This window comes from Bacillus sp. UNC322MFChir4.1 (assembly GCF_000746135.1).
Classification (GTDB): Bacteria; Bacillota; Bacilli; order Bacillales; family Bacillaceae_G; genus Bacillus_A.
Genome location: NZ_JQKQ01000023.1, coordinates 19,053 through 43,317 on the forward strand (window position 1 = coordinate 19,053; position 24,265 = coordinate 43,317).

The window sequence follows — 24,265 nt, forward strand, 5'->3', positions numbered from 1 at the left end:
CAAGCCTCTTCCCCATAATTAAGCTTTTCTATTTCAAATAGAAATTGTCTTCCCGCCTTCAGTCCCCTCTAAATATCGGCTTACCGCTCGTACTTCTCCTTTTGAAGAAAATTTATCCATAAAAAATGCACCCGAGTTGTTAGACCTTATCTAACAATTGGGGTGCACTTCAACAGTAAATCGGCTTATTTTATGTCGGAAATTACTTAGCATATAAGACCCTCATTTTGTCGGCAAGACCTCATACCCATCAACTTAAGATTTTGAAGTGCACTCAAAACGAAATTTTTTCACGCTACATTTATTTATGATAATTAAGTTTACTATTTTCATTTTGGAGTATTTTTATCCCGCATTAACGGGCAGTAATACTCCCACCTCAAAATTCAGCGAAAACATTGTCCAGCTCTAGCGGCTAGAATCTCCGGACGTTTCCGCTTTTCTTAAGAAGTTAGGTGGGAGATAAACTGCCCGTAAAAGCCCGATTGGTTCAACTAATAATCAGTGGGGGATGAAGAAAACCCCCACTGATTAAAGTTTCACTTTATTTGTTAGCTCGTGATGGGGCGGAACCCAATATGGACTATTTGGGGTTATTGTACTATCTCTTCTTTATGTTGAGTAAAAAAGAAGATAAAAATAATTAAAGAAAGACCTAGAAGAAAGATTCCATTTTCAGATGGCTTAAAAGTAGGAAGATCGGTTAAAGCCATGTCATCATTCCTTTGTAAGTGTTTTTAATAAATTAGGATTAACATCAAAATGTTTGGACACAACCTTTTGAAAGAAAGTATAATCTCTTTTCAAGTAAGGAAGAGTGGGTTCAAGTTTAGGAACACCAAAAATAGGTCCACTAACATTAATGGTAAATCTGCCTGGTGCAATAAAGCTACCCGTAACACCAATTTCATCATTAAGTAATAAAACAGCGAGGATAACATCTATTACATCAATAATCACATTCGTAGTTTGTTTCTCAAATTTACCTTCGACTCGACTTTCCCCTGTTAATGGTCCTCCTAATGAAACGCGAAACCCTCCTGGTGTCACAAAAACTCCTATAATGGTGATTTGTCCAGTTAACAATAGTGCGCCTGTCACAATATTGAGATCGCGCTGGATAGACCGTATGACTTGTATATCTTTTGTAATTTCAACGTTTTTTTCCACTATTGTCACACCCTCTAGATACATATTATTCTGAGCGATGTTAAATGTGAGTAAGGATAAGTATGAAATATAGGGTATTTCTTGTATAAAAGGAGAAAAATTAAAATCGGAGAAATTTCAAAATGACGAAAAAACTGTTTACTGAAAAAGAAGTTCAAGATCTATCAAAGAATCCGTACGTAAAATCCGTGAGCGCGAAAGAAATTACTTATACAGATGAATTTAATCGTATTTTTATAAAAAAATTCATCTCTTATTTAAGAATCCACTCTCGGAATTTCACCAGTTAGAAAAATAAATATTGCTGCTCAACATTTGCTTTCTATGTTATCTGTTAGCAAGTACAAATAATTCATAGCAAAATAATCATATTTATACTCACCTATTTTCTTGCTTTTGCATAAAATTTAATCACACATCATAATTTTAAACCAGGCTAAAAAAGTTGGTCTGGGTAAACTATTAAAGTAGGACACTACATTTTTGACATAAGAAAAAATCCAACCCTATTTTAGGTTTAAAAAATATAACAAATGAAAAGGAGGAGGATACGTCATGGACGAATTAGAAACAGTCAAATCGCAAAATGCGGTTGCCGCGCCACACCAGGAAGGTTGGCGGCAACAGAACAGTGATCCTAGTTTACGAGAAGTGTACAAAAGTATGAGGATACCGAAGAAGGGAAATTCTCTGCGAAAGCTTCTTGCATTTATGGGGCCAGGTTATCTTGTTGCAGTAGGGTATATGGATCCTGGAAACTGGGCTACATCACTAGCTGGAGGATCTGCTTATAACTACACGTTATTATCTGTCATTTTGATTTCTAACTTTATGGCTATTATTTTGCAGGCATTATCTGCAAAGTTGGGGATTGTAACAGGAAGAGACTTAGCACAAGCATGTCGAGATCATTTCAGTAAGCCTGTATCGCTTGTTTTATGGGTACTATGTGAATTGGCTATTGCAGCTTGTGATTTAGCAGAAGTAATAGGTGCCGCAATCGCATTAAATCTTTTATTTCACATTCCTCTTGTATGGGGTGTATGCATTACTTCGTTTGATATCTTACTAATCCTTTTATTGCAAAATAAAGGATTTCGTTATATTGAAGTGATTGTCATAAGTTTAATCGCTACAATTTCTGTTTGTTTTGGTGTAGAACTCTTTATGTCGCAACCACAACTAAGTGAAATTGCAAAAGGCTTTATTCCAAGTAAAGAGATTATTCAAAATCCACAAATGCTGTTTATTGCACTTGGAATTTTAGGAGCTACAGTTATGCCACATAATTTGTATTTACATTCTTCTATCGTACAAACGAGAAATTACGAAGAAACGCCTAAAGGGAAACGAGAAGCGATTAAGTTTTCAGTGATTGACTCTACTATCGCCTTAATGTTGGCTTTATTTGTAAATGCATCAATTTTAATATTAGCCGCATCCACTTTTTATACAACAGGGCATACCGAAGTAGCAGAAATCCAAGATGCCTATCAATTGTTAAATCCGATTCTTGGAAGCGGAATTGCGAGCGTATTATTTGCAGTTGCTTTATTAGCCTCAGGACAAAATTCTACGTTAACAGGAACGTTAGCTGGGCAAATTGTAATGGAAGGTTTTTTAAATATCCGCTTACGCCCATGGATTCGCCGCTTGATTACGCGTTTAATCGCAATTATACCTGCGGTCATTGTAACACTACTATATGGAGAAAAAGGAACCACGGATCTATTAGTATTAAGCCAGGTTATCCTATCTCTTCAACTTTCATTTGCAGTAATTCCACTAGTTATGTTTACTAGTGACAAAAAGAAAATGGGTGAATTTACAAACTCACTTTGGACAAAAGGAATCGCTTGGTTTATTGCAATTGTTATTGCTATTTTAAATGCATATCTGCTTTTTACTACATTTTCAGGATGAAAGTATTCTAAATATATATTGTATTGCCTCAATTAATCCAAGCTATATATATCCAGTTTAATTTTTCGACATATAAGTCACTTCTATGCAAAATACAACATTACCACTACTCGCTTTTTCTTTTTTTTTAAACCTTGCATGTGGCAAAAATAGTCCTTGACCGCTTCTATGCATGGCCAGATGCTCTCGCCAACCTAAAAGAAAAAGGGTTTTATATCGTTTTTTTAATTTGTATGTATATATAGAAAAAACTCCTGTTTGACCAGGAGTTTTTTCTACTATTCTTCTTTTTTGTTCTTGTTTCTCCTTGATTATACAGGCAAGAAATCCGTTACGGTCTAAGTCCATCTAATGAAGTAGTAACGTTAATATCAACCGCTCCTTCTACTCCATTTACACTCCCACTTTCTGTATATTGCCAAGAATTCCAGTTATTCCAATCACCATATGTAGTTGGAGTAGTAGAGTTATATCTAGAAATCCAAAGAGGTACATCGCCAAGTCCGGATAAATTAAAATTATTTATATACCAAGGCCCTGTATAAAGCATAACGCGTTTTCCTGTTGTCTGCTGCACATAATCAATAAAAGTACGCGCCCATCTTGTCACATACGGCCCTGTTATATTACCTGTCGGACTAGATGGTGATTCCAGATCAAGGACAGGCATTAAATCCGTATGATATCGATTCAATACATCCACAAAATGTTTTGCTTCCACAATCGGGTCACCTGATTCTGGACGAGCAAAGTGATATGCTCCAACTAAAAGACCTGCTGCAGATGCATTTTGTACATATTGTGCATAGGTTGGATCTGTATATGAGACACCTTCAGTTGCTTTCATATAAGCAGCATTAATACCAGATTGCTTTACTTTATTCCAATCTATATTTCCTTCCCAGTGTGAAACGTCAATAAATGTATAAGACGGTTTCAGTGTTACTGTTACTTTACTATCTTCTGTACCTTGCATATATTCCACTTCGATCCAGTGAACATCACTATTTGAGTTATCTGTAATATCAATTTTCAATGCTTTTTCATTGTAACCATGATATCCCCATGCATCTACAACTTTTTTCCCATCTACATATACACGAATTCCATCATCCGCTCCTGTATACAGAAGATACTGACCAGCTTTCAGATGCTTAGCTGTAACATAGCGTGCTGAGAAATGGGTTCCTGATACACCTCTAGCCGGTGAGCCTTCAAATCCATTATCATCTTGCAAGCCGCCATTTGCTGCTTGTGAAAGAGTCTTAGCTGCAACCGGATATCCAGAAAGAGATTCATTCGGATAGTAATAGGCAAGCCAACTATCAAATGGTACTACATCTGAAAATACAGCTGCTTGTCCACCATCTTGATAATATTGTGTGTGAATACTATGAGAACCTGCTGCCATGTTTGGGAATACGGCACGATTCGTTTCACCAGCAGCTGCCGACCAGCGATTAATAACTACATTATCATCAACCGAAACCTTTATGCCATCATCTGCAAACGACTGAACGAAATAATCTCCTCCAGACAATTGCTTATTCTGAACAAAATCAGCTTGGAACTGTTGAGAAGGAAAACCAGCAGGACCTCCTGATCCCCAGTTATAATGAACTTCACCGTTTGGATCCAGCTGAGTATAGACAGTTTTCGAAGATAGTACCTTCGCATCAACCCAGCCTAAAATACGATTGTCTTGCTTAATTTTGTTCCAGGTGGTAGAACCTTTTGTAAGACTTTGTACAACTTGCACCATTTGATATTTGTAATCATTTGTAGACCCTACGAACTTCGCTCCATATTCCCCATACGGTACTGTCCATATACCATCACCGTTCGTCGATGGTTGTATAACTGCTGCTCGATTCTCATCTTTAATATTAGTTATATCTGTAAGCGACTTTCCGCTATCAAGCCAGCCCAATATCTTACCGTCTTTCGCTACTTGATACCATGTAACATTTCCTATTGTTGCAGTCTTCACAACTTGAAACGTTTGATAAGCATAATCATTTGTACTTTGTACATATTTTGCGCCAGGAAGGCCGTACGGTACTGTCCATATGCCATTGCCATTCGTACTTCCAATAGTAACCGAAAAGTCCGCCGGCTTAGCTATCCCTGTATTGTCTATTGCATAACTGCTAATCCAGCCAATAGCTTGACCATCTAGACTAAATTTATACCATTGTACACCTTGATATGTAACGCTCCCGATTAACTGCATATCTCGAAAAGCATATTGATTAGAAGATCCTAAATATTTTGCACCTGAAAGGCCATATGGCATGCTCCATATACCATTGTCATTTGTCGCCCCCATAACAGCCGCCTGATTTATAGCTTTTAGATTCGTCAAGCTACTTAACGCACGACCATCAAGCCATCCAATGACTTGATTGTTCACGCTACATTGATACCATGTAACATTTCCAATCGTTGCTTTCTGAATCACCTTTACATCTTTTCCTACATAATTATTAGTGGAATTGATATAGTTTGCGCCATTTAGACCATATGGAATAGACCAAACTCCGTCACCAGATGTAGAGACAATAAACTGATTCTGATTAACATTCGTTGTAATATATAGGGCTTTACTATCAACCCATCCTGCATCTTTTCCATCTACTTGCAGATGATACCAAAGTACATTCCCAATCTGCGCACTACCAATAACATGAACGACCATACCACTATATTTCGTAGCGTCTCCAAGGTAACTAGCCCCTTGTAAACCATATGGTACTGTCCATATACCATTACCACTCATGTTATTTTTAATCAAGCCATCGCAATTTAACGGAGTTTGATTAACAGTCGCTGTAGTATTTAGGACTTTACTATCAACCCATCCTGCATCTTTTCCATCTACTTGTAGATGATACCAAAGCGTATTCCCAATCTGTACACTACCAATAACATGAATGACCATACCACTATATTTGGTAACGTCTCCAAGGTAACTAGCCCCTTGTAAACCATATGGTACTGTCCATATACCATTACCATTCATGTTACTTTTAATCGAGCCATCGAGATTTACCGATTGTTCATTTGCAACTGTACTAGCTGCCAAAGCAGTGTTCGGACTTCCAACAATTACTGTCTGAGCACCACAAACCGTAATCGCAGTACACACAGATAGCCAAACTTTCTTCACTTCTAGACACCCTCTCCTTAAATTGTAATAATCTTGTAGCTGGAAGAGGTCTATTTTTATGTAATCTTTTAATATATGTTTCAATAAATAAGATCCCTAACAATTATGTCCCTCTCTACTACCTTTACATATTACTATTTTTATAGAAATTTTAATATAGTATTTTTGATAAGTATTTCGAAATATATTTAACATAAACACTCATCAAAAAACTTTATATGGAAACGTTCATTCATGTTTCACACAAACGAACGATACCTTCTAATACACAATATTTCATTATCCTAATATACATTTTATCATTTTCATATATTATGTACTTGCATTTTCTTTAGCGACTATTAATGTATTTCGCTATTTATAGATTGTAATCTCCTACTTCATGATTTAAGGAAAATTGTCCATAGCTAATACAAATGCATATCTGCAAACAAATCAAGAAATTCAATTACAAAAAATGATAAAACCTTCAAAACTTTTAAAAGGCCACGAAGAAAAGTCTCTAGAATCATCACTAAATCTGCTAATGAAGAAATTAATCGTACAATAATGCATTTTAACATTTTCATATTCAATAACACAATACAATAATATATTTTACACTTTAATAGATTTAGAGTGAGTATCTTATACTAAGTATTCACTAATCCCCTCCTTCCCTATTTATAATATTCGAACCAACTAATCTTTTTGTGGGGGTAGTTTTTTGAAATCTTTCAATAAAACCGAAAAAACTTTGAAATATATAACTTCACGAAAGTAAATATACATTGCTTCTCACTTCCTAGTGATACAACAAATCCTTATGTGCTCAACTTAAACAGAGAAAAAAAATATCTCCCCACCGATATAAACACCTTCATCATTTCATTACTTGAATTACAAATCTAATTCGATTATAATCTAATTAGATAAACATTAAAGTAGGTGATTTCTAAATGCAATTAAACAAAATTGTTGAGTTTCATAAAGCATTAGGTGATCTTACACGTGTCCGGATTATTGCCTTGCTACAGCAAGGTCACTTGAGTGGACAAGAGATTGCCGGAAAGTTAGGACTTAAGCCCCCAACAATTACCCACCATATGACAAAGCTGCGAGATGTTGGACTGATAAAAGAACGTCGTGATAAAAATACGATCTATTTTTCTCTTAATACAAAAATATTGGAGATGAGTGCCAAGGCTATTTTTACTATAGGAACAGGAGGCGATTCAAATATGGAAATGTCGGTTACTGAAAAAGAACGTGCAGCTATTATTAATAATTTCTTCACAAAAGATGGGAAACTAAAAACCTATCCTGCACAGCGAAAGAAAAAACTTGTCGTACTCACACATATGATTAAAGGATTAGAATTTGGAAAAATTTATCCAGAGAAAGAAATGAATGAATATTTAAAGCAATTTCATGATGATTACGCGACATTAAGACGTGAACTCATTATGTGCCAATATATGTACCGAGAAAATAATCAATATGAGTTAAACCCTGTTGAGTTATGGTGGTTAAAATAATGGACGTTACTTGACGTCCTTATTTTTCAACTAATTAATTAGATAAATATGAAATTAGATATTTATAAAATAAGGAGATAGCCATGAATCTTTCTTTTATAAATGAAGAAAAAAAATATCGGAGGTTATTTTTTGCCGGCATCGTAAATGGTATTGGGGATCGCTTTAGTTCCGTAGCTGTGCTAGCAATGCTACTGCATCTAACAGGTTCAGGATTGGCTGTGGGAATGACTTTAGCAATCCGTCTCATCCCCTTTTTATTTTTCGGGCCAATAGGTGGGATGTTGGCTGATCGATTTTCAAGAAAAACAATATTAGTTGTAACAGACCTTATAAGGATTCCATTTGCCTTGTCCTTCCTATTTGTTCAAAGTAAAGAAGATATTTGGATCGTTTATTGCAGTTCATTTATTTTGGCAGCAGGAGAAGCTATATATGGACCAACAAGAAAATCAGCAATACCTAAGCTCATTAGTAAGAAACATCTTGTAAAAGTAAATAGTTTGGAACAAGTAATGCTAGGAATCGTTTTAATTATTGGAGCACTTTCAGGCGGAGTAGTTTCGTCTATTTTCGGACCTAATGTGACTTTTTGGTTAAATGCAGGATCATTTTTAGGGGCAGCCGCTATCAACTATACGATTCAGTTTCCAAGGAATGAAGATGTAAAAAAAGTAGAGAAGTCCGAAAATCTAATCTTCACCTTCAAAAAGGTAATTTTGATGTCTATTACGGTACAAATTCTTTTTTTCTGTGAAATATTAATAGCTTCTATAAATGGAATTGATAATGTTCTAATTAGCGTCTATGCGATTAACGAGTTTCATCTTGGTGATGTTGGTGTAGGTCTTTTTTATGGTGCATTAGGTATTGGCTTAATATTAAGCTTTTCTGTTGCAAATCAACTACGAAAAAATTTCCTTGTTATAGGTTTAGTATGTTTATTGCTTGAGGGAATATTTCAACTGTTATTAAGTCAAACACATTTAGTAATTTTTGCATTTCTTATGTTTTGCGGGATTACATTTATGTCCGGGATTGGTAATGCATGCTTTGATACCATTCTTATGAAGGAAGTTCCTGAACAACACCAAGGAGCCATATTTGGACTACTAGCAACAATCATAAATACCGTATTGGGAATATCTATGTTTATTTCTGGATCGGCATTGCAATTCCTTGCGCCACGTACCTTAGGTTTGATTGGAGGTATCGCCTATATCCTTATTGCCATTTCCCTAATTGTAACTATTTCAACGAAAGCATATCGAAAAAGAGGTACCATTTGAGAGGTACCTCTTTTCTTATGAAGACTTTCTCCTATTTCTTCCATTCACTATAATGATTACAAGTTATGACTAAGTTTCCTCTTTTCTGTACTTACCTTAGTCATGCTTATGTTTATGTTTATCTTTTTTATCTTGATTCTTTTTACCTTTGTCTTTTTTATCTTTATCCCCACCATGATCTGAGTCTTCATTATCATTTCCTTTCCTATCGCCCTGTTCCGGATTTTGAGCTCCCGGTAAAACAACTGCAGATGGGGCTACTGCTGGTGGAACAGCGTCAGGGCTAACCCCGTTAATATACAGCTCATTATTCATTGTGTATACGCTGCTCGGCTGTTGGAATCTGGATGTGTCTGTTCCAAATGCTTGAATCATTGCTTTAAAAATAAGTTGTGAGATTTTCGTTGTATCTCCAAGCATATAATTGCCTGGACCATTCTTCGCATAGCCAGTCCAAACAACCATCGTGTATTGTGATGTATAACCGGCAAACCAACTATCATTTGTCGCTTTAGAGGGATAGCCGAACTGACTAAGTGTCTTGTCGTCAAAGTTTGTTGTTCCCGTTTTCCCTGCAATATCAAGACCTGGTACATTAGCTGCTGTACCTGTTCCGTTAGAGGCATTCACTACACCACGAAGCATATCGGTAATCATATAAGCCGTATAGTCATGCATAACACGTTTACCATTCGACTTAAAGCTTATTTCTTTGCCGTCTGATAGAACAACTTTTGTAACAAAATGCGGTTTTGTATACACACCATCGTTTGCAAATGCACCATATGCTCCTGCCATTTCAAGAGGAGACACAAGGTTACTTCCAATTGCGTAAGACTCATAAACTTGATTATCAGGAAACGTAATTCCGAGTGATTGCGCAAACTCTTTTGCTTCATTCGAACCAACTTCCTGTAATGCTTTCAAAGCTGGTATATTACGTGATTCTACTAGAGCATTTCGTACAGACATAGGACCTTTATAATCCGTATAAGCATTTCGGATAGGTTTTCCATTTGAGTAATGATACGGTTCGTCCACAAGTTGATGGTATGTTGACCATTTTAAATGTTCAATTGCCGGACCATAATCAAAGATTGGTTTAAACGTCGAACCTGGTTGACGGTTTATATTAATAGCGAAATTATTCCCTCGGAATGTTGCTTTGTATTCATTGCGGCCACTTCCAATCGCACGTACTTCACCCGTTTTCGAATTCATAAACGTGAAAGCTGCCTGGAAACGGTCATTCGGATAACTCACAATATCTTGCGTATTCATGATTTTATCGGCATACTGCTGCGCTTTCGGATCGAGTGTCGTATAAATTCGAAGACCATCCGTACCGATATTGACATCTTTCAACTTGTCTTCAACTTCTTTTGTTGCAGCATCCAAAAACGCTTCGTAAGGCATACCTTCTTGATTGGCTTTCGGAACAAGCCCTTTCGTTACTGGAACTTTCATCGCATCTTGCATTTGTTGCTTCGTGATATATCCTTGTCTATTCATAGAAATTAAGACGAGGTTACGGCGCTTTGTCGCCGCTTCTTCGTTTTCCGGTTTGGACGGATCGTAGTTATTTGGACTTTGCGGTAGTCCTGCTAACATAGCAGCCTGTGGAAGGGTCAATTTTTTCAAATCATTCGCTTCAATACCGTAGTAATTTTTAGCTGCAGTAGCAACGCCGTAAGAGCGGTTTCCCAGGTTAATTTTATTCAAATATATTGTCAAAATATCGTGCTTAGAATATTTTTCTTCCAATTTATATGCCAAGTACCATTCCTGGATTTTTCGTTCTAGCGTTTTTTGAGAAGACAAAAATGAATTTTTAATAACTTGCTGTGTAATGGTACTTCCGCCCTGAGATCCGAAGTTCCCAGTCAAGTTTTCGAGAATTGCTTTACCAGTTCGTTTTATGTCTATACCATGGTGTTCATAAAAATGAGAATCTTCTGTAGCAATAAATGCATGTTCCAACACTTCTGGAACTTGATCATAAGTGACTTTTGTTCGTTTTTCCTTTCCATATTCATAGATAAATTTTCCGTCTTTATCATAAAACTTCGTGGATAGCGGATCCACCAATTTTGAGGCCTCTATTTGGGGAGCTTCCTTAATAATGGAAAAGAAAATAGCAACTCCTACTCCTACTAAACTGAGGCCAATCAGCAAACAGACAAGTAAGATTTTTTTCAACAATGATCCTTTTTCGAAGGACTTTCCGCTTCCTTTTTGTTTTTTCTTTAGCTGTTGTCGTTCTTCACGAGAACGATACGTTTCTGACATTATTCTTCTCACCTACGTTTGTTTAGTTTACTTATGAAAGTTAAAGACCATGTTAAGTAAGCCCCTTTTGTTAACTTACTACCTACTAAATTATGAGTATTATATTTGGCCTAGCACTTAGTTATCGCTTCCTTCTATTTATACTTATTTCGCAAGGAACCTTATTTTTAAGGGGGTCATAAGAGTTTTTTCAGAAAAACTCTTATAAATCCCCAAATAATGTAGTTTATCTCCTGGATAAAAAAGACGCTGAATATGTATTGAGGCTGCTGAAAAAGCACCTACTTTGAGCAAGTTACAGAGATTTTATCCATATACAAAAAATAAAAAACAGATAATCACCTAATACAGTAGGCAATTATCTGCTTTTTTCTTTTAATAGACTTTTCCAGTGTCCTCTATGTATGAAAAACCTTTACAAACAAATGAGAAAGGAGCATGTTTTTCAGTAAAATAAGCTCTTTGTTCCTTACATAGACATAACATATAAAAGGCAAATTCCACTACTATGAAGGAGCAAGATGACTGATTATGATAAACCCATACTTTAACAATACTAGGCAATCGGGCGCTGCTACCACATATAGTTCTGCCCAACAGACACTTCATGCCATTCACCAAGTGATGGCAACAGAACCTTTTTTTCTCCATAGCGCACATTATCCTGTTACACATCATTACGTTGTACCTCATCATATTATACATCATGTCATCTATCCAACTGACATTTCAATAATTCCGTTTGGCTCCACATACTATTTCTAAGAAAGGCCTTTTACTTTCCTTTTTCTTTATACAAATAAACTGAAGCTTCCATTAGTGGTGGCTTCATCCTAACCTAAAATTATATTTTTTATGCTCAATACTTATGTGATTAATGATGGTTTACATCTATAAAGGGCTCTCATGGAAAAAGTCATTTTATTTAGCTAACCATTTTATAAAAAATACCCATAAAAGATTAACCTTTACGGGCATTATAATTATAGTTCTATACTTAAATATATGCTATGTATCGTACTTTATATTAAAAGTCTTTATATATTACTTGTCGATATGACAAGGCGGCGTCGATGTTGATTTCGTCTCTTTTGTTTTATTGTGGTCTATATACAGGTATACACCAAGCATTACTAAAACACTCACTACTGTGTATGTAAAAATTTTCTTTTTCATATCTTTCTCCTTACTTTATCCCGCATTAACGGGCAGTAATACTCCCACCTCAAAATTCAGCGAAAACAAAGAAGTTAGGTGGGAGATAAACTGCCCGTAAAAGCCCGATTGGTTCAACTAATAATCATGTAACCTACATTAACCAAACCATTTTTTCAAAGTTGGCACTCTTTTTATTACCAGCCAATCAAGCGTCAAAGCCACAAGCAACGAAATACCTACTAGCGGGAACAAAATCCCCAGCATGATAATAAGTATTACTGCTCCTTTCATTAATTTAAAGTTCTTTGGTAAAGAAGGTGCACCTAACGTACCAGATGGCTTACGTTTCCACCACATCATGCAGCCTGTTACAGCAGTTCCGATTAATACAAGACAAATTACAAAATCCAATAGTTGATTAACTAACCCGAAATAACGCCCTTCATGCAGCGCAATCCCAATAGAAATTGCTTTAGCTAATATTCCATAATCTGCAAATTGTAAATTCGCTAATACCTTTCCGCTGTACTGATCAATATGCAGCGTTGCTTCCCCTTTTGGATTGTCAGGTTTAACGGATAATGTGTACACCCCTTTTTCTCCTTTAGGGAATGTAATTGCGTATCCATCTTCTAATTGATTTTTTTCTGCTATTTTCATAATGTCTGCCACCATAAGAGGGGCTGTTTTATTTTCCTTAGATTCTGGAACTGGTAACTTTTCTGCTGCCCAAGGAACATCCGCTACCGCTTTAGATGGAACAGTAGACTGCGGCAAATTACCATCCCATAGTCCCGTCGGGTATCCTGTTTTTGTCGCCGTTGCGATTTTATTAATATAATCCCCCCATAATCCAGACCAAGGAAGTCCTGTCAGTATAAATAGAGAAATGAACAGTGAAAACCAAAACGCCGGAACAGAGTGTAAATCCCTTAGCATGGTCCTCTTTCCTTTAGAAAACCTTGGAATCAATGTACCAAAAATTGATTTTTTATTACGCGGCCACCACAAATATAAGCCGGTAATCAACAAAATCATGGCCCAGCAAGCAGCCATCTCTACAATCCGATCTCCCGCCTTGCCAATCATAAGCTCGCCATGCATCCGCTCCACTTGACTCATAAATCTCTCTTCTTTCTTTAAATCCCCTAAAATCTTTCCATCATGTGGATTTACGAATACCGTCATCGGAACTTTCTTATCTACGATTCCCACTTCTGCTGAACGATTTGACACAAAAGATGGCTTGTACTTTGTAACAGAAGCACCAGGATACGCTTTTTTGACTGCTTCTATTTGCTCTTCAGCAGTCAACTTTTCCTTTGTAGCCTGTACATAGTAATAATCTTTGTATATGATATTTTCAATTTGCGGTTTAAATAAATAGATAATACCTGTGATTGCTAATAAGATTACAAAAGGTGCAAAAATAATGCCAGCATAAAAATGCCAGCGCCATACAGCTCGATATAAAAATTGTGCTTTTGAACTGTCTACCCGAACTTCATGATCTTCAGTAGAATGATTTACTGTTTGTTGTTTTGCAAACATATTTCGTTTTCCCCCTAAATGTTACTCGTCCTTCCTTCTTTATAGAAACTTATAAGACTATAATTTCGATTTTTAATATATCGGATATATGTGAACATTTTGTGAGGATTATTCAAACTTATTTACAATTTTTCTATAAAACTTCTGACTGCAAGATTTTTAGAGAAATACAAATTAAAAAACCGACATAAAAACCCTCTTTCTTTTTAGGCGGGAGGGAGCATCTGGCCATGCCTAGAAGCGACTTATATGCCGAAAAATTAAAGTAGATTTATATACGTTCACTTTCAATAAGCACGAAAGACCTTACATACACAATCATACATAAGGTCTTTCTCTCAGCATTATACTTTCGGCAATACCATACCTTTATACAATTGTACTGTTATCCAGTAATATGCAAGATAAATGAAGACAAATAAACTAATTGGCATCCAAATTTTCACATACGGATCAAGTAAAATGAATGAAAATAGATTCATGCCAACTAATACATGAGCAATTCCAACAATCCCAGGAAATAAGAAGATGAAGAATACTTCTTTATAGATGCTGCGAGAGAGCACTCCTTTTCGAACACCAATTTTTCGAAGCATGGCATAGCGGCGTTTATCTCTAGATGCTCCTGTTAAAATTTTAAACATAAGCGAACTAGCCATCATCGCAAGAAAAGAAGCGCCTAGAAAAAACCCCATAAACATTGTACCGCTCATAAAAGTATACATATACTGATACGTCGTCATTTTCGTTTGCATTGGTACTTCTTCCCCGATATTTTTTTGTGCAACTTCTTTTTGTCGTTGATCTATTTTTGTAAGAATCGGTTTATATTTTTGCAAATTATCAACGCGAATTAAAAGGAGTGAGTGCACTGTTCCTTGTACTTTTTCATAATTTTCTTTATCAGCGATGCGAAGCGGCTTTCCACCAAATTGATTGTAACTAATTTGAAATTCACGAACGAGTGCATCCTCCCATTGCCCAGGCATACTGGGATATTGCTGCGTTTCCGGCTTCTCAAGCGATGTGTATATTGGTTCAGGAAGTCCCTCACTTACGCGAACACGGATTGGCTCTTTACTTTTCTTTGCACTTCTGTGCTCCGAAATAAGCGGTGGCTGATTAAGTAAATCGTCACGTGAAAAGTAAACCGCTTCGTTATTTTCTTTATAAGGATATTTCTTTTCTTCTATAATATTCATTTGCTTTAATTCTTTTATCTCTTCTACATTTGGATCATGAATCGTCGCATCATACACTCGCGAAAATTCCGTTGTCATTCCAACATTTTTTTGAAACGCCATCCCAGCTGTCATCGCACCAGCACCTAGTGCAATCAACATAGAAACTGTCCCTAATATTCTCGATAAACTATTAATTCGAAAACGTAGCTGTGCAAGGGTAAAACTATTAAGTCCTGCTTCGTTTCTTTTTTTATTTCTTTTTAACATCGTAACAAATAAAGGCAATAATGAACCAAATATAAAATAAGTTCCAATTGTCGTACAAATTGTTGCAACTATAAGTCCCATTTCCTGCAATTTATTCACATGAATGATCGAGTAATATCCAATGCCTAACATCAAAATTCCAAGCACCGTAAAAACAGTAATACGAAGTTTACTTTTTTCTACCTCATCTTGTGTTTCATCTTCTCGTATAAGCTCTAATTCTGTTTTGCGCAGAAGACGAATGCTATTAATCATCCCTGTCACTGCAAAAAGAACAAAGAAGAACAGTAACGTTGCAATTAAAGCAGGAAAATAAAACGCATCGTATCCCTTCGCTGATACATCCATACCTTTTATAAGAATCTTCCCTACTACACTTGCTAATCCAATTCCTACTACATTTCCAATCAGTAAAGCAACCATTCCAAGCCCCACTGTTTCGATAAAAAGCAGCTGTGCAACCTTTTTCTTTTTTGCACCAAGCATCATATACATTCCTAATTCTTTTCGGCGCAGTGTAAGCAAAAATGAATTTGCATAAAGAATGTAAAATAAGGTAATGAACGAAAGTAACACAGAACCAATCCCAAAGACAATACGAATGCTGCTAATAATACTATTTCCTTTCGTAAATTCAGTATTTAAAGCCATCGTTTGAAACATATAAAAAACACTTATACTAACGATAAGACCAATTAACAAAACAAGATAATCTTTCATCATCTTTCGTATACTATGTATCGATAATTTCAGTAACATGTCCTCATCTCCTTATATCGCTTCCTTGGAAGAACTCATTTTTCCAAGCACATTTAAAATATCTTGATAAAATGCTTCTCTACTTCCATTACGGTGAATTTCCTTATAAAGCAATCCATCTTGGATAAATAAAATACGTTCACAATAACTTGCACTAAACACATCATGCGTTACCATCATAATGCTAACGTGATGATTTTCATGTAAATCATGCATCGCTTCTAATAAGCTTTTCGCATTTTCACTATCAAGTGCTCCTGTTGGTTCATCTGCAAGAATAATTGCTGGATTATGTACGAGTGCACGAGCTGCTGCTGTACGCTGCTTTTGCCCACCAGAAACTGCAGTTGGGTATTTCTCTAAAATTGCTTCTATCCCAAGTTTTATCGCTACCTCTTGTACTTTTCCTGCAATTTCTTTTGAAGACACTCCTTGCAGTGACAACGGCAATGCAATATTTTCATAAATTGAAAGGTTTTCAAGAAGATTAAAATCTTGAAAAATAAATCCTAGCTTTTGCGCTCTAAAATCAGATAATACATTTCCTTTCATATTCGCAATGTCGGTTCCAGCAATTTTCACCGTACCACTAGTCGCTTGATCAAGTGTCGAAATCACATTCAACAACGTCGTTTTCCCTGATCCCGATGGACCCATGATTCCAACAAACTCGCCTTCTTTTACTGATAACGTTACTCCTTTTAATACCCTTGAGTGGTTTTCATTTCTCTTCCCATATACTTTTTCAACCTGATTTACCTCTACTACAGCACTTTTCATAACTTCATCCCCTATCTCTCAGTATCTATTCGTATCTTCTCAGAAATTTTTTAAGTTTCTTGTAGGTAAATTCTTAAGAATTCTTAAGATTCACTATATACACAAGTTAAAAACCCCTTTCTTTTTTTGGGGACGAGAGCATCTGGCCGCGCATAGAAACGGTCAGTGCCTTTTCCTGCCACATGCAATGTTTAAAACAAAAAGAAAAAGCAAGTAGCGGTCATGCTGTATTCTGCATAGCGGAAACTTATATATCAAAAATTTAAAATAGATTTATATAGAACACCTAATAAAAAATGAGCTTGGCATCATACCAGACTCATTTTTTGTTATGCAATATTCTCTTTTTGTTCTATCTCATAATCAATCTCTAGAAACTTCGCACCAAACAGCCACATTCGATGATGTGCAGTTAACGTTGTTGCATCATTCTCTCTTATCGTAAACGTTTCTGTGAGCGGCAAACGAATTGTAAAGAAGCGACTATGTAAATATATCCCCTCATCTCCTCTTGCACTGTTCCTTAATCTACTCGTAATGATAAGATGTTTCTTATCATTACGCAGTTTTAAAATTCCCGTCATATTCATATACGGTAATGGCAACGCAATATTCATGTATGTTTCACTCTTATATTCATGCTGAGAGTAAAGTGCAACAAAGATCGTTTCATTCTGTTCATTTTTCCGAACCCACGCTCTGACGTCATTTCTACCGTCTTTTTCATCTTTTATAGCAACAATTTCTCCTTTCATTCGCTCTAAGCGATTTCCCATTCCTAAATGAATTTGTTGCACATGTCGGCTTATTTTTTCATACAGAAAAGCAAATGGCCGAAACCAGCGTGACCAGTGAATAGTTGCTTTTAACTCATAATCTTTTGTATTCTCATAAAAATCAATTATAAGTGGTGATACATTCGGTGTATTATACTGTTTACTATCAAAATCTATCATGTTATTTATAAGGCCTGTATATTCGTTCTTCTCTATTAACTTATTTTCTATTAAAACATCCTCTCCAATTTTCGCCTTACCTTTTATACGACTCATTGGTTTCCCATAATAACAATATGTCGGCGCAGTCTTTTCAATCATCCAGCCAATACAGCCAGGTAATGCTACGCCCACTCCATTCACAACTCCATGAATCCAAACCATTTGCGCAATCGTAACGGTCATCATTCCCTTAAAATTCCCATATGAGTAGAGAAGCGAAAAAAGAATAGTTACCATAAGCGTACCAGACGAGATAATAAGAAGAACTTTTGCACTCATAGAAGTAAATTTTGTTTTCCATACAAAAATCCCATAAACATAAAGCGAAAGAAGATAAAATAGCACCGCAAAAAATTCAAATATACTCGAATAAGTAATACCAATTGCAACTGTCATCGGAGAAATGATGATAATAAACATAATGATCATATATAATTTACTTTTCTTTTGTTGCTTTCTCCCTAACAAACCTGCAAACAAGGGAAGTAAAAAAGCAGAATAATGAAAATGGGCTGCTGTGAGTAAGACGATATCTGAACTAAACTGCATAATTTGTATATTTGCTACAGAGGCAAAGAACCAAAAGCCACCTAAAAATAAATATATAAATCCACTATCAATGGCAGTTTCTTCTAACGGTTTCCATCCTCTTTCTAATAATCGGCTTACTCCAAACAATGCGATAATACCTGTATATATAAACCAAATTATCGCAAAGAGATAATAGTTTGTTACAAAAGCTAGCATTGCACTTATTGCTGCAACTGGATAAAAAAATACTGCAAGCTGATAACAAAATAGTACTTCTCCGTCTCTTTTTTTCTTATCTACAATCGAAAACGCCAGCGGGATAAAAACAAGAATAGACAATAATATAATTGCTTCAACAGGATGTATATTTGACCACTCTAATATAAGAAAAATAACATAACAGATGCAGCCAATTATTAAATTTCGCATAAATTTAGATCCCCTTCTCTAAATGTCCCTTTATAGGAGAAAAGCGGTCCTAATAATGGATTTTGTACTTGTACATATATCCGATAACACTCTAATTCCTCATCATAGCTTTCTATAATCTTTGCCTGTCCATATAAAAACTTTGGCAACGGAATCTTCATTCCCCATAAGTAGAACCATTGTTTTTTAGATGAAATATGCATCGCTCCTTTTGCATCAACGTGAAACGCGAGCGTCGATACAAGCAAATGAGGTTCTCCAAAATAATCGACAATTTCGTTTTGTTTCTCATTCAAATACATGACAGCATGAAAATAACGCTTTTTTTCACCAAACAAAAACATCCGATTCCATCTTACAAATATCTTTCCTTTCTTGTCCTTCTCAGCTTTATTTTGGATAATAAATGGTACTTCTGTCCCTCTTTCGGAAAAGAACATCCGGAATTTTGCTGCTACTTTTAAAAACAGTCTAACAGCAGCAGAACCTTCAGTAATTTCATCCATTCGTCCTTCTCCTGTAAAGCTATATCCTTCTGTAATTGCATACCGTTGCTGTAATTTTGGGTGTAACTGTTGATAGGATTCTCCTAATAATGTTTCGTAAATGGAAGTCAATTTTCTACTCCTTTCTACTTCTCTTACAATTCTTCGCTTGCGGTAAGTTATCACTATTCATATAACCAATTATTGAGAATCCAATTAATATGATATTTAACGTAATCGGATTAAAAGGCTGCATAAAACTAGTGATATTCGCAAGTGCCGCCGTAGCTGTCAATATTAATAATATAAAAATATGAAGAAAAAATAATTTCTGTTTTTGGAACGGTAACAACCAGGTCACTCCAAACACAATCTCCAAAAATCCAATTATTTTAATTATCAAATGATTATAACTTTCCGAACCAATAGCATTAGAAAGCATCTGCACCTCTTCTGGATGAGTAAATAAAATTTTCGGAACTAGCCCTTGATAAATCCATACAAAAGATAGAAAAATACAAATCAAATAATATGTAACAGCTCTTTTTAATAATAATCGTGGATGAAACCCTTTTTCTAACCACAATTTCAAGGCATCAAAACTCCAAGCAGTTGCCCACCCTAACAATGGACGAAACATGTATAAATCTATAACTCTTCCTATACCTCCAAACCTCGTTTCATAATCATACTGCGTTTCAAAACGAACTTTTTGTTCATTCGGTGTATACTTCCAGTAGCCTCTCCCTATGGAAATTAGCGAAAGTTTACTATCCGTCCAAAATTTCAATGACGAAATGCGTTCTCCGCCTTCTTTTCGTAATTCTCCTACTGATTCTCCTTCTCCCGCAATTTCTAATCCGAAACCAATTTTTGTTTTATACAAAAAACGCTGTGGTTCACCTTCGTTTTTCTCTAAATACGATATTTCTGTAAACCGTACATCCCATTCAGTATGTATCTTTGGATCTTGTGTATATTCCCAAAGGTCACCCATTGTAGTTTCTATTTCTGTTTGTACATAAATAGGATTTTGTTCTTTCATTCACACCCCTCCATTCCTATGTTAAATATTGTAACATCTAACATTTTATATCATTTTTATTCCCTTTATAATATTTTAAAAATTAAAAATATTTATAACCTACTTGATTTCTCTCAACATTTTAATTACTATGGAACAAATGTTACCAATAACTTCATACAACCAATTACTCTCGCCTAATGACGTGAGATAGAGGTCGCAACTTTTATGAGTATTCTATAGGAGACACAGAGATTGTCAGTGAATGTAGATGAAAGGAAAAGTTGCCGAAATGTATATGTGCCTCTGAGCATATACATTGGGGCTGTTTTCAAATAGAAACAGAACTGTCATATATACAGCGGTGTATATATGAAGAGCTATCTACAAAAAAGAGAAATCATGTTTTTATGATTATCTTCTTTTTTGGCGGTTTTTTTATTAGCTCCGTATTCTGTTTCCCTTTTCCTGTAACAGCACCATCCTCACCTATTTGAGATGGTGTTTTTTATTTACTTTTTTACAGGAGTAAAAGGGATCTATATTTCCCATCTTATGTTTGACAACATTTTTTCCTAATTTACCTATATTAACTTGAAAGAGGGCACTTATCATGGAAATTATTGTTCAAAAATTTGGCGGTACATCTGTCGGAAACATCGAACGGATTCAACATGTTGCCGATTTAATCATTGAAGAATATGAAAAAGGACATGGGATTGTAGCGGTTGTTTCAGCAATGGGACATAGTACAGATGAACTCGTCTCTTTAGCTGCTAGTATTACAGATCAACCGAGCAAACGTGAAATGGACATGTTACTTACAACAGGTGAGCAAATTTCAATTTCCTTATTAACAATGGCTTTGCAAACGAAAGGGTACGAGGCAATTTCACTCATAGGTTGGCAAGCTGGTATTACAACAGAATCCGTACATGGCAGTGCTAGAATTACCGATATAAATACAGAGCGGATTCAATCTTATGTACAAAAAGGAACGATTGTCGTTGTAGCCGGTTTTCAAGGCTTAAGCGCAGAACAAGAAATCACAACACTTGGCCGCGGTGGTTCTGATACAACTGCTGTTGCGTTAGCGGCAGCATTACAAGCAAAAAAATGTGATATTTATACTGATGTAACAGGTGTTTACACAACTGATCCTCGCGTTGTAAAAAATGCTTATAAATTAGATGAAATTTCCTATGATGAAATGTTAGAACTTGCAAATTTAGGTGCTGGCGTACTTCACCCAAGAGCCGTCGAATTCGCCAAAAACCATAACGTTATATTAGAAGTTCGTTCAAGCATGGCACAAGAAAATGGAACAATCGTAAGGGGAGAATGTAACATGGAACAACAATCAATCGTAAAAGGCATTGCATTTGAAGATAATATTACACGTATAACAACGAAAGGCTTACAACCAGGAAAACTTTCCGCAGTCTTCTCTACATTGGCAAATGCGCATATTAATGTAGATATTATTATTCAAAGTATTACAAATGAAGGAACTGTACATTTGTCCTTCTCTATACATTCAAATGACTTAAAGGAAACATTAGTAGTTTTAGAAGAAAATCGTGAATCAATGCAATATGAATCTGTAGAGTATGAAAACCACCTAGCAAAAGTATCAATCGTTGGATCGGGTATGGTATCTAATCCAGGTGTCGCCGCGAAAATGTTCTCCACATTACAAGAAGAAGATATTCACATTAAAATGGTCAGTACATCAGAAATTAAAGTATCTGTCGTAATCGACCGCCTTCATTTAGTAAAAGGTGTCGAAGCGCTTCATGAATCATTTATGGCAAAAGTTGAACCGTTTGTATCAATTAATTAAAAAACAAAGAGCTGATTTCCCAAAGCATCTATGTGACTTTTGGAAATCGGCTCCTTCTTACATATCCACCGATATATCGGCAGAAATGGTACATTTATCGGCGCTTTTCACAATATATCGATCGTTTCTTAAAATATATCGACGATTCGACACGGTATAAAGTTCCTTCGGCAACATTTAACACAAGAACTGTCTAGCCCTTGAAGTTGAATCTTTTTAAAACAAGTGAATGTTTTGTTTTTTGCACGCTTCACGCATTTCATCTGGCCATACAGAAGACTGCACTTCACCGATATGTGCTTTACGTAAAAAGTACATGCACATTCTCGATTGTCCGATTCCACCACCAATTGTTAGCGGCAGTACATCTTCTAAAATCCCTTTATGGAAATCGTACTCACGTTTGAAATCTTCTCCTGCTATTGTTAATTGTTCATCAAGAGATTTCCTGTCAACGCGAATCCCCATAGAAGATAACTCAAATGAAGATTGCAGTACTGGATGCCAGAATAAAATATCTCCGTTCAACTTCCAATCATCATAGTCCGATGCGCGTCCATCATGTTTTTCACCAGAGCTTAGCGCCCCGCCAATCCCACTAATAAAGACAGCACCGTATTCTTTTGCAATCGCATGTTCACGATCTTTCGGTGTTAATTCTGGATATTTATCTTCCAGCTCTTGTGAAGTGATAAACACGATATCTCCTGGTAAATATTTACCAAGAAACGGGTATTTCTCAAACAAATAGCCCTCTAAATCTTTGAATATTCCATAAATTGTTCGTACTGTTTCTTGTAAATAATCCGTTGTACGCCATTCTTGTTGAACAATTTTCTCCCAATCCCATTGGTCAACGTAAATGGAATGCGTTTCATCTAACTCTTCATCACGGCGAATTGCGTTCATGTTTGTATATAATCCTTCACCAGCTTCATATCCATATTCATGCAAAGCGAATCGTTTCCATTTTGCTAGTGAATGTACAATTTCTAACTCTTCTCCCGAATGCAGCATATCAAATTCAATTGGACGCTCCACACCGTTTAAGTGATCGTTTAATCCTGATTTTTTCGTTACGAATAATGGCGCTGATACACGGAATAATCCAAGACGCTTTGATAGTTGCTCTTCAAAAAATGTTTTAACTTCCTTAATTGCAATTTGTGTTTCTCTTACTGTCATTAATGTTTGATACATGATGTTTTCCTCCTAAAATGTTTTGATGTAGTGAGGAAAGAAACCAATAAAAAAAGCCCTTCTTTCCCAAAAACTGGGACGAAAGACTTTGGTTCCGCGGTACCACCCAAATTAGCAACAGAGGTTGCTCACTTATCAGTACGGAGATTAGAGATAACTCGATACTGTTCTTCTTGTAACGGCGAAGTTCCCGGCTAAGTCTACTTTCCTAAAAAGGATTTCGGTTAGCGACTCCAGGAGGTTCTTCATAACAGGCTTCGTATCAGGCTCACACCACCCCTGACTCGCTTGGACTACGTCCTATTACTACTCTTCCTTTCACAGTCGTTTTACTGTCACATCTCTGAAACATTTTATTAATGTTTATTTTATACAAAAAGAAAAGAAAGTCAACAAAAAGTTTTAAAATATTTTTCAATTCTTTATTTTATGGATTTACAAATAATTCACTCGTAAAAAAATATTCGTAAATCTACAAAACAATGAGTCACACTTCAACAAATTATACTGTCTTATTAGTACAGATAAAGTGAAACTTTAATCAGTGGGGGTTTTCTTCATCCCCCACTGATTATCAGCCCTCACCCATCGGGCTTTTACGAGCAGTTTATCTCTCACCTAACTTCTTAAGAAAAGCGGAAGCGGCTCGTTCAGAATCGCAGGACGCCCACGCCCCTGACAGAGAGGCGCTTTTTGCCT

At 36.0% G+C, this 24,265-nt stretch carries 16 protein-coding genes, 2 pseudogenes, 1 riboswitch and 1 other annotated feature; of the genes and pseudogenes, 5 read left to right on the forward strand and 13 right to left on the reverse strand.

The window, feature by feature from the left end:
• Positions 1–717 precede the first annotated feature (717 nt).
• A complete protein-coding gene (locus tag BR72_RS10300; RefSeq protein WP_177206943.1) occupies positions 718–1,170 on the reverse strand; it encodes a hypothetical protein in 453 nt (150 codons plus the stop codon).
• A 555-nt stretch (positions 1,171–1,725) separates the two neighbouring features.
• Here BR72_RS10300 and BR72_RS10305 point away from each other — a divergent pair.
• Positions 1,726–3,093: an Nramp family divalent metal transporter gene (locus BR72_RS10305; protein WP_051957291.1), complete on the forward strand. Its 1,368-nt coding sequence runs from the start codon at positions 1,726–1,728 to the stop codon at positions 3,091–3,093.
• Positions 3,094–3,150: 57 nt separating this feature from the next.
• Here the strand turns inward: BR72_RS10305 and BR72_RS26390 are convergent, their stop codons facing one another.
• The 3 genes and pseudogenes from BR72_RS26390 to BR72_RS24960 form a co-directional block, all read right to left on the reverse strand.
• A complete protein-coding gene (locus BR72_RS26390; protein ID WP_035432686.1) occupies positions 3,151–3,441 on the reverse strand; it encodes a hypothetical protein in 291 nt (96 codons plus the stop codon).
• Positions 3,431–4,504 (reverse strand): annotated as a pseudogene (locus BR72_RS27655) (GH25 family lysozyme); the annotation flags it as partial. The gene BR72_RS26390 and the pseudogene BR72_RS27655, both read right to left, overlap by 11 nt.
• 264 nt (positions 4,505–4,768) lie before the next feature.
• A pseudogene (locus BR72_RS24960) lies at positions 4,769–6,262 on the reverse strand (GW domain-containing glycosaminoglycan-binding protein); the annotation flags it as partial.
• A 938-nt stretch (positions 6,263–7,200) separates the two neighbouring features.
• On the opposite strand from BR72_RS24960, the gene BR72_RS10320 reads away from it, so the two are divergent.
• Together BR72_RS10320 and BR72_RS10325 are read left to right on the forward strand one after the other, a co-directional pair.
• On the forward strand, positions 7,201–7,779 hold the full coding sequence (locus BR72_RS10320; RefSeq protein WP_035432692.1) for a DUF2087 domain-containing protein: 579 nt from the start codon (positions 7,201–7,203) through the stop codon (positions 7,777–7,779).
• Between the two features lie 83 nt (positions 7,780–7,862).
• Positions 7,863–9,068: an MFS transporter gene (locus BR72_RS10325; RefSeq protein ID WP_035432695.1), complete on the forward strand. Its 1,206-nt coding sequence runs from the start codon at positions 7,863–7,865 to the stop codon at positions 9,066–9,068.
• 96 nt (positions 9,069–9,164) lie between these two features.
• On the opposite strand, the gene BR72_RS10330 is transcribed toward BR72_RS10325, so the two are convergent.
• Positions 9,165–11,357: a transglycosylase domain-containing protein gene (locus BR72_RS10330; protein ID WP_035432698.1), complete on the reverse strand. Its 2,193-nt coding sequence runs from the start codon at positions 11,355–11,357 to the stop codon at positions 9,165–9,167.
• Positions 11,358–11,888: 531 nt separating this feature from the next.
• Here BR72_RS10330 and BR72_RS27455 point away from each other — a divergent pair.
• Entirely contained in the window at positions 11,889–12,122 is a 234-nt protein-coding gene (locus tag BR72_RS27455; RefSeq protein WP_081904856.1) for a DUF3947 family protein, read from the forward strand.
• Positions 12,123–12,401: 279 nt separating this feature from the next.
• Here the strand turns inward: BR72_RS27455 and BR72_RS27335 are convergent, their stop codons facing one another.
• The 7 genes from BR72_RS27335 to BR72_RS10360 all read right to left on the reverse strand — a co-directional run bounded on the left by BR72_RS27335 (position 12,402) and on the right by BR72_RS10360 (position 20,544).
• A complete protein-coding gene (locus BR72_RS27335; RefSeq protein WP_256217123.1) occupies positions 12,402–12,533 on the reverse strand; it encodes a hypothetical protein in 132 nt (43 codons plus the stop codon).
• A gap of 138 nt (positions 12,534–12,671) precedes the next feature.
• Positions 12,672–14,066 carry a PepSY-associated TM helix domain-containing protein gene (locus BR72_RS10335; protein WP_035432700.1) on the reverse strand — a complete coding sequence of 465 codons (1,395 nt, stop codon included), beginning with the start codon at positions 14,064–14,066 and terminating at the stop codon, positions 12,672–12,674.
• 344 nt (positions 14,067–14,410) lie between these two features.
• A complete protein-coding gene (locus tag BR72_RS10340; RefSeq protein ID WP_035432703.1) occupies positions 14,411–16,276 on the reverse strand; it encodes an FtsX-like permease family protein in 1,866 nt (621 codons plus the stop codon).
• Positions 16,277–16,288: 12 nt separating this feature from the next.
• A complete protein-coding gene (locus tag BR72_RS10345) occupies positions 16,289–17,056 on the reverse strand; it encodes an ABC transporter ATP-binding protein (protein WP_035432706.1) in 768 nt (255 codons plus the stop codon).
• Between the two features lie 329 nt (positions 17,057–17,385).
• Complete coding sequence (locus tag BR72_RS10350) at positions 17,386–19,014, reverse strand: YndJ family protein (RefSeq protein ID WP_035432707.1); 1,629 nt, start codon at positions 19,012–19,014, stop codon at positions 17,386–17,388.
• Complete coding sequence (locus BR72_RS10355) at positions 19,002–19,631, reverse strand: DUF4166 domain-containing protein (protein ID WP_035432708.1); 630 nt, start codon at positions 19,629–19,631, stop codon at positions 19,002–19,004. Before BR72_RS10355 ends, BR72_RS10350 begins: the two co-directional genes overlap by 13 nt.
• A 4-nt stretch (positions 19,632–19,635) precedes the next feature.
• Complete coding sequence (locus BR72_RS10360; protein ID WP_035432709.1) at positions 19,636–20,544, reverse strand: DoxX-like family protein; 909 nt, start codon at positions 20,542–20,544, stop codon at positions 19,636–19,638.
• A gap of 182 nt (positions 20,545–20,726) precedes the next feature.
• Positions 20,727–20,914: riboswitch (Lysine riboswitch) on the forward strand.
• A 222-nt stretch (positions 20,915–21,136) separates the two neighbouring features.
• On the opposite strand from BR72_RS10360, the gene BR72_RS10365 reads away from it, so the two are divergent.
• A complete protein-coding gene (locus BR72_RS10365; RefSeq protein WP_035432710.1) occupies positions 21,137–22,366 on the forward strand; it encodes an aspartate kinase in 1,230 nt (409 codons plus the stop codon).
• Between the two features lie 216 nt (positions 22,367–22,582).
• Here BR72_RS10365 and asnA read toward each other — a convergent pair whose 3' ends face one another.
• Positions 22,583–23,566, reverse strand: a complete 984-nt coding sequence (asnA, locus tag BR72_RS10370; RefSeq protein WP_035432711.1) for an aspartate--ammonia ligase — start codon at positions 23,564–23,566, stop codon at positions 22,583–22,585.
• A 71-nt stretch (positions 23,567–23,637) separates the two neighbouring features.
• Positions 23,638–23,897: a binding site (T-box leader), on the reverse strand.
• Positions 23,898–24,265: the final 368 nt, after the last annotated feature.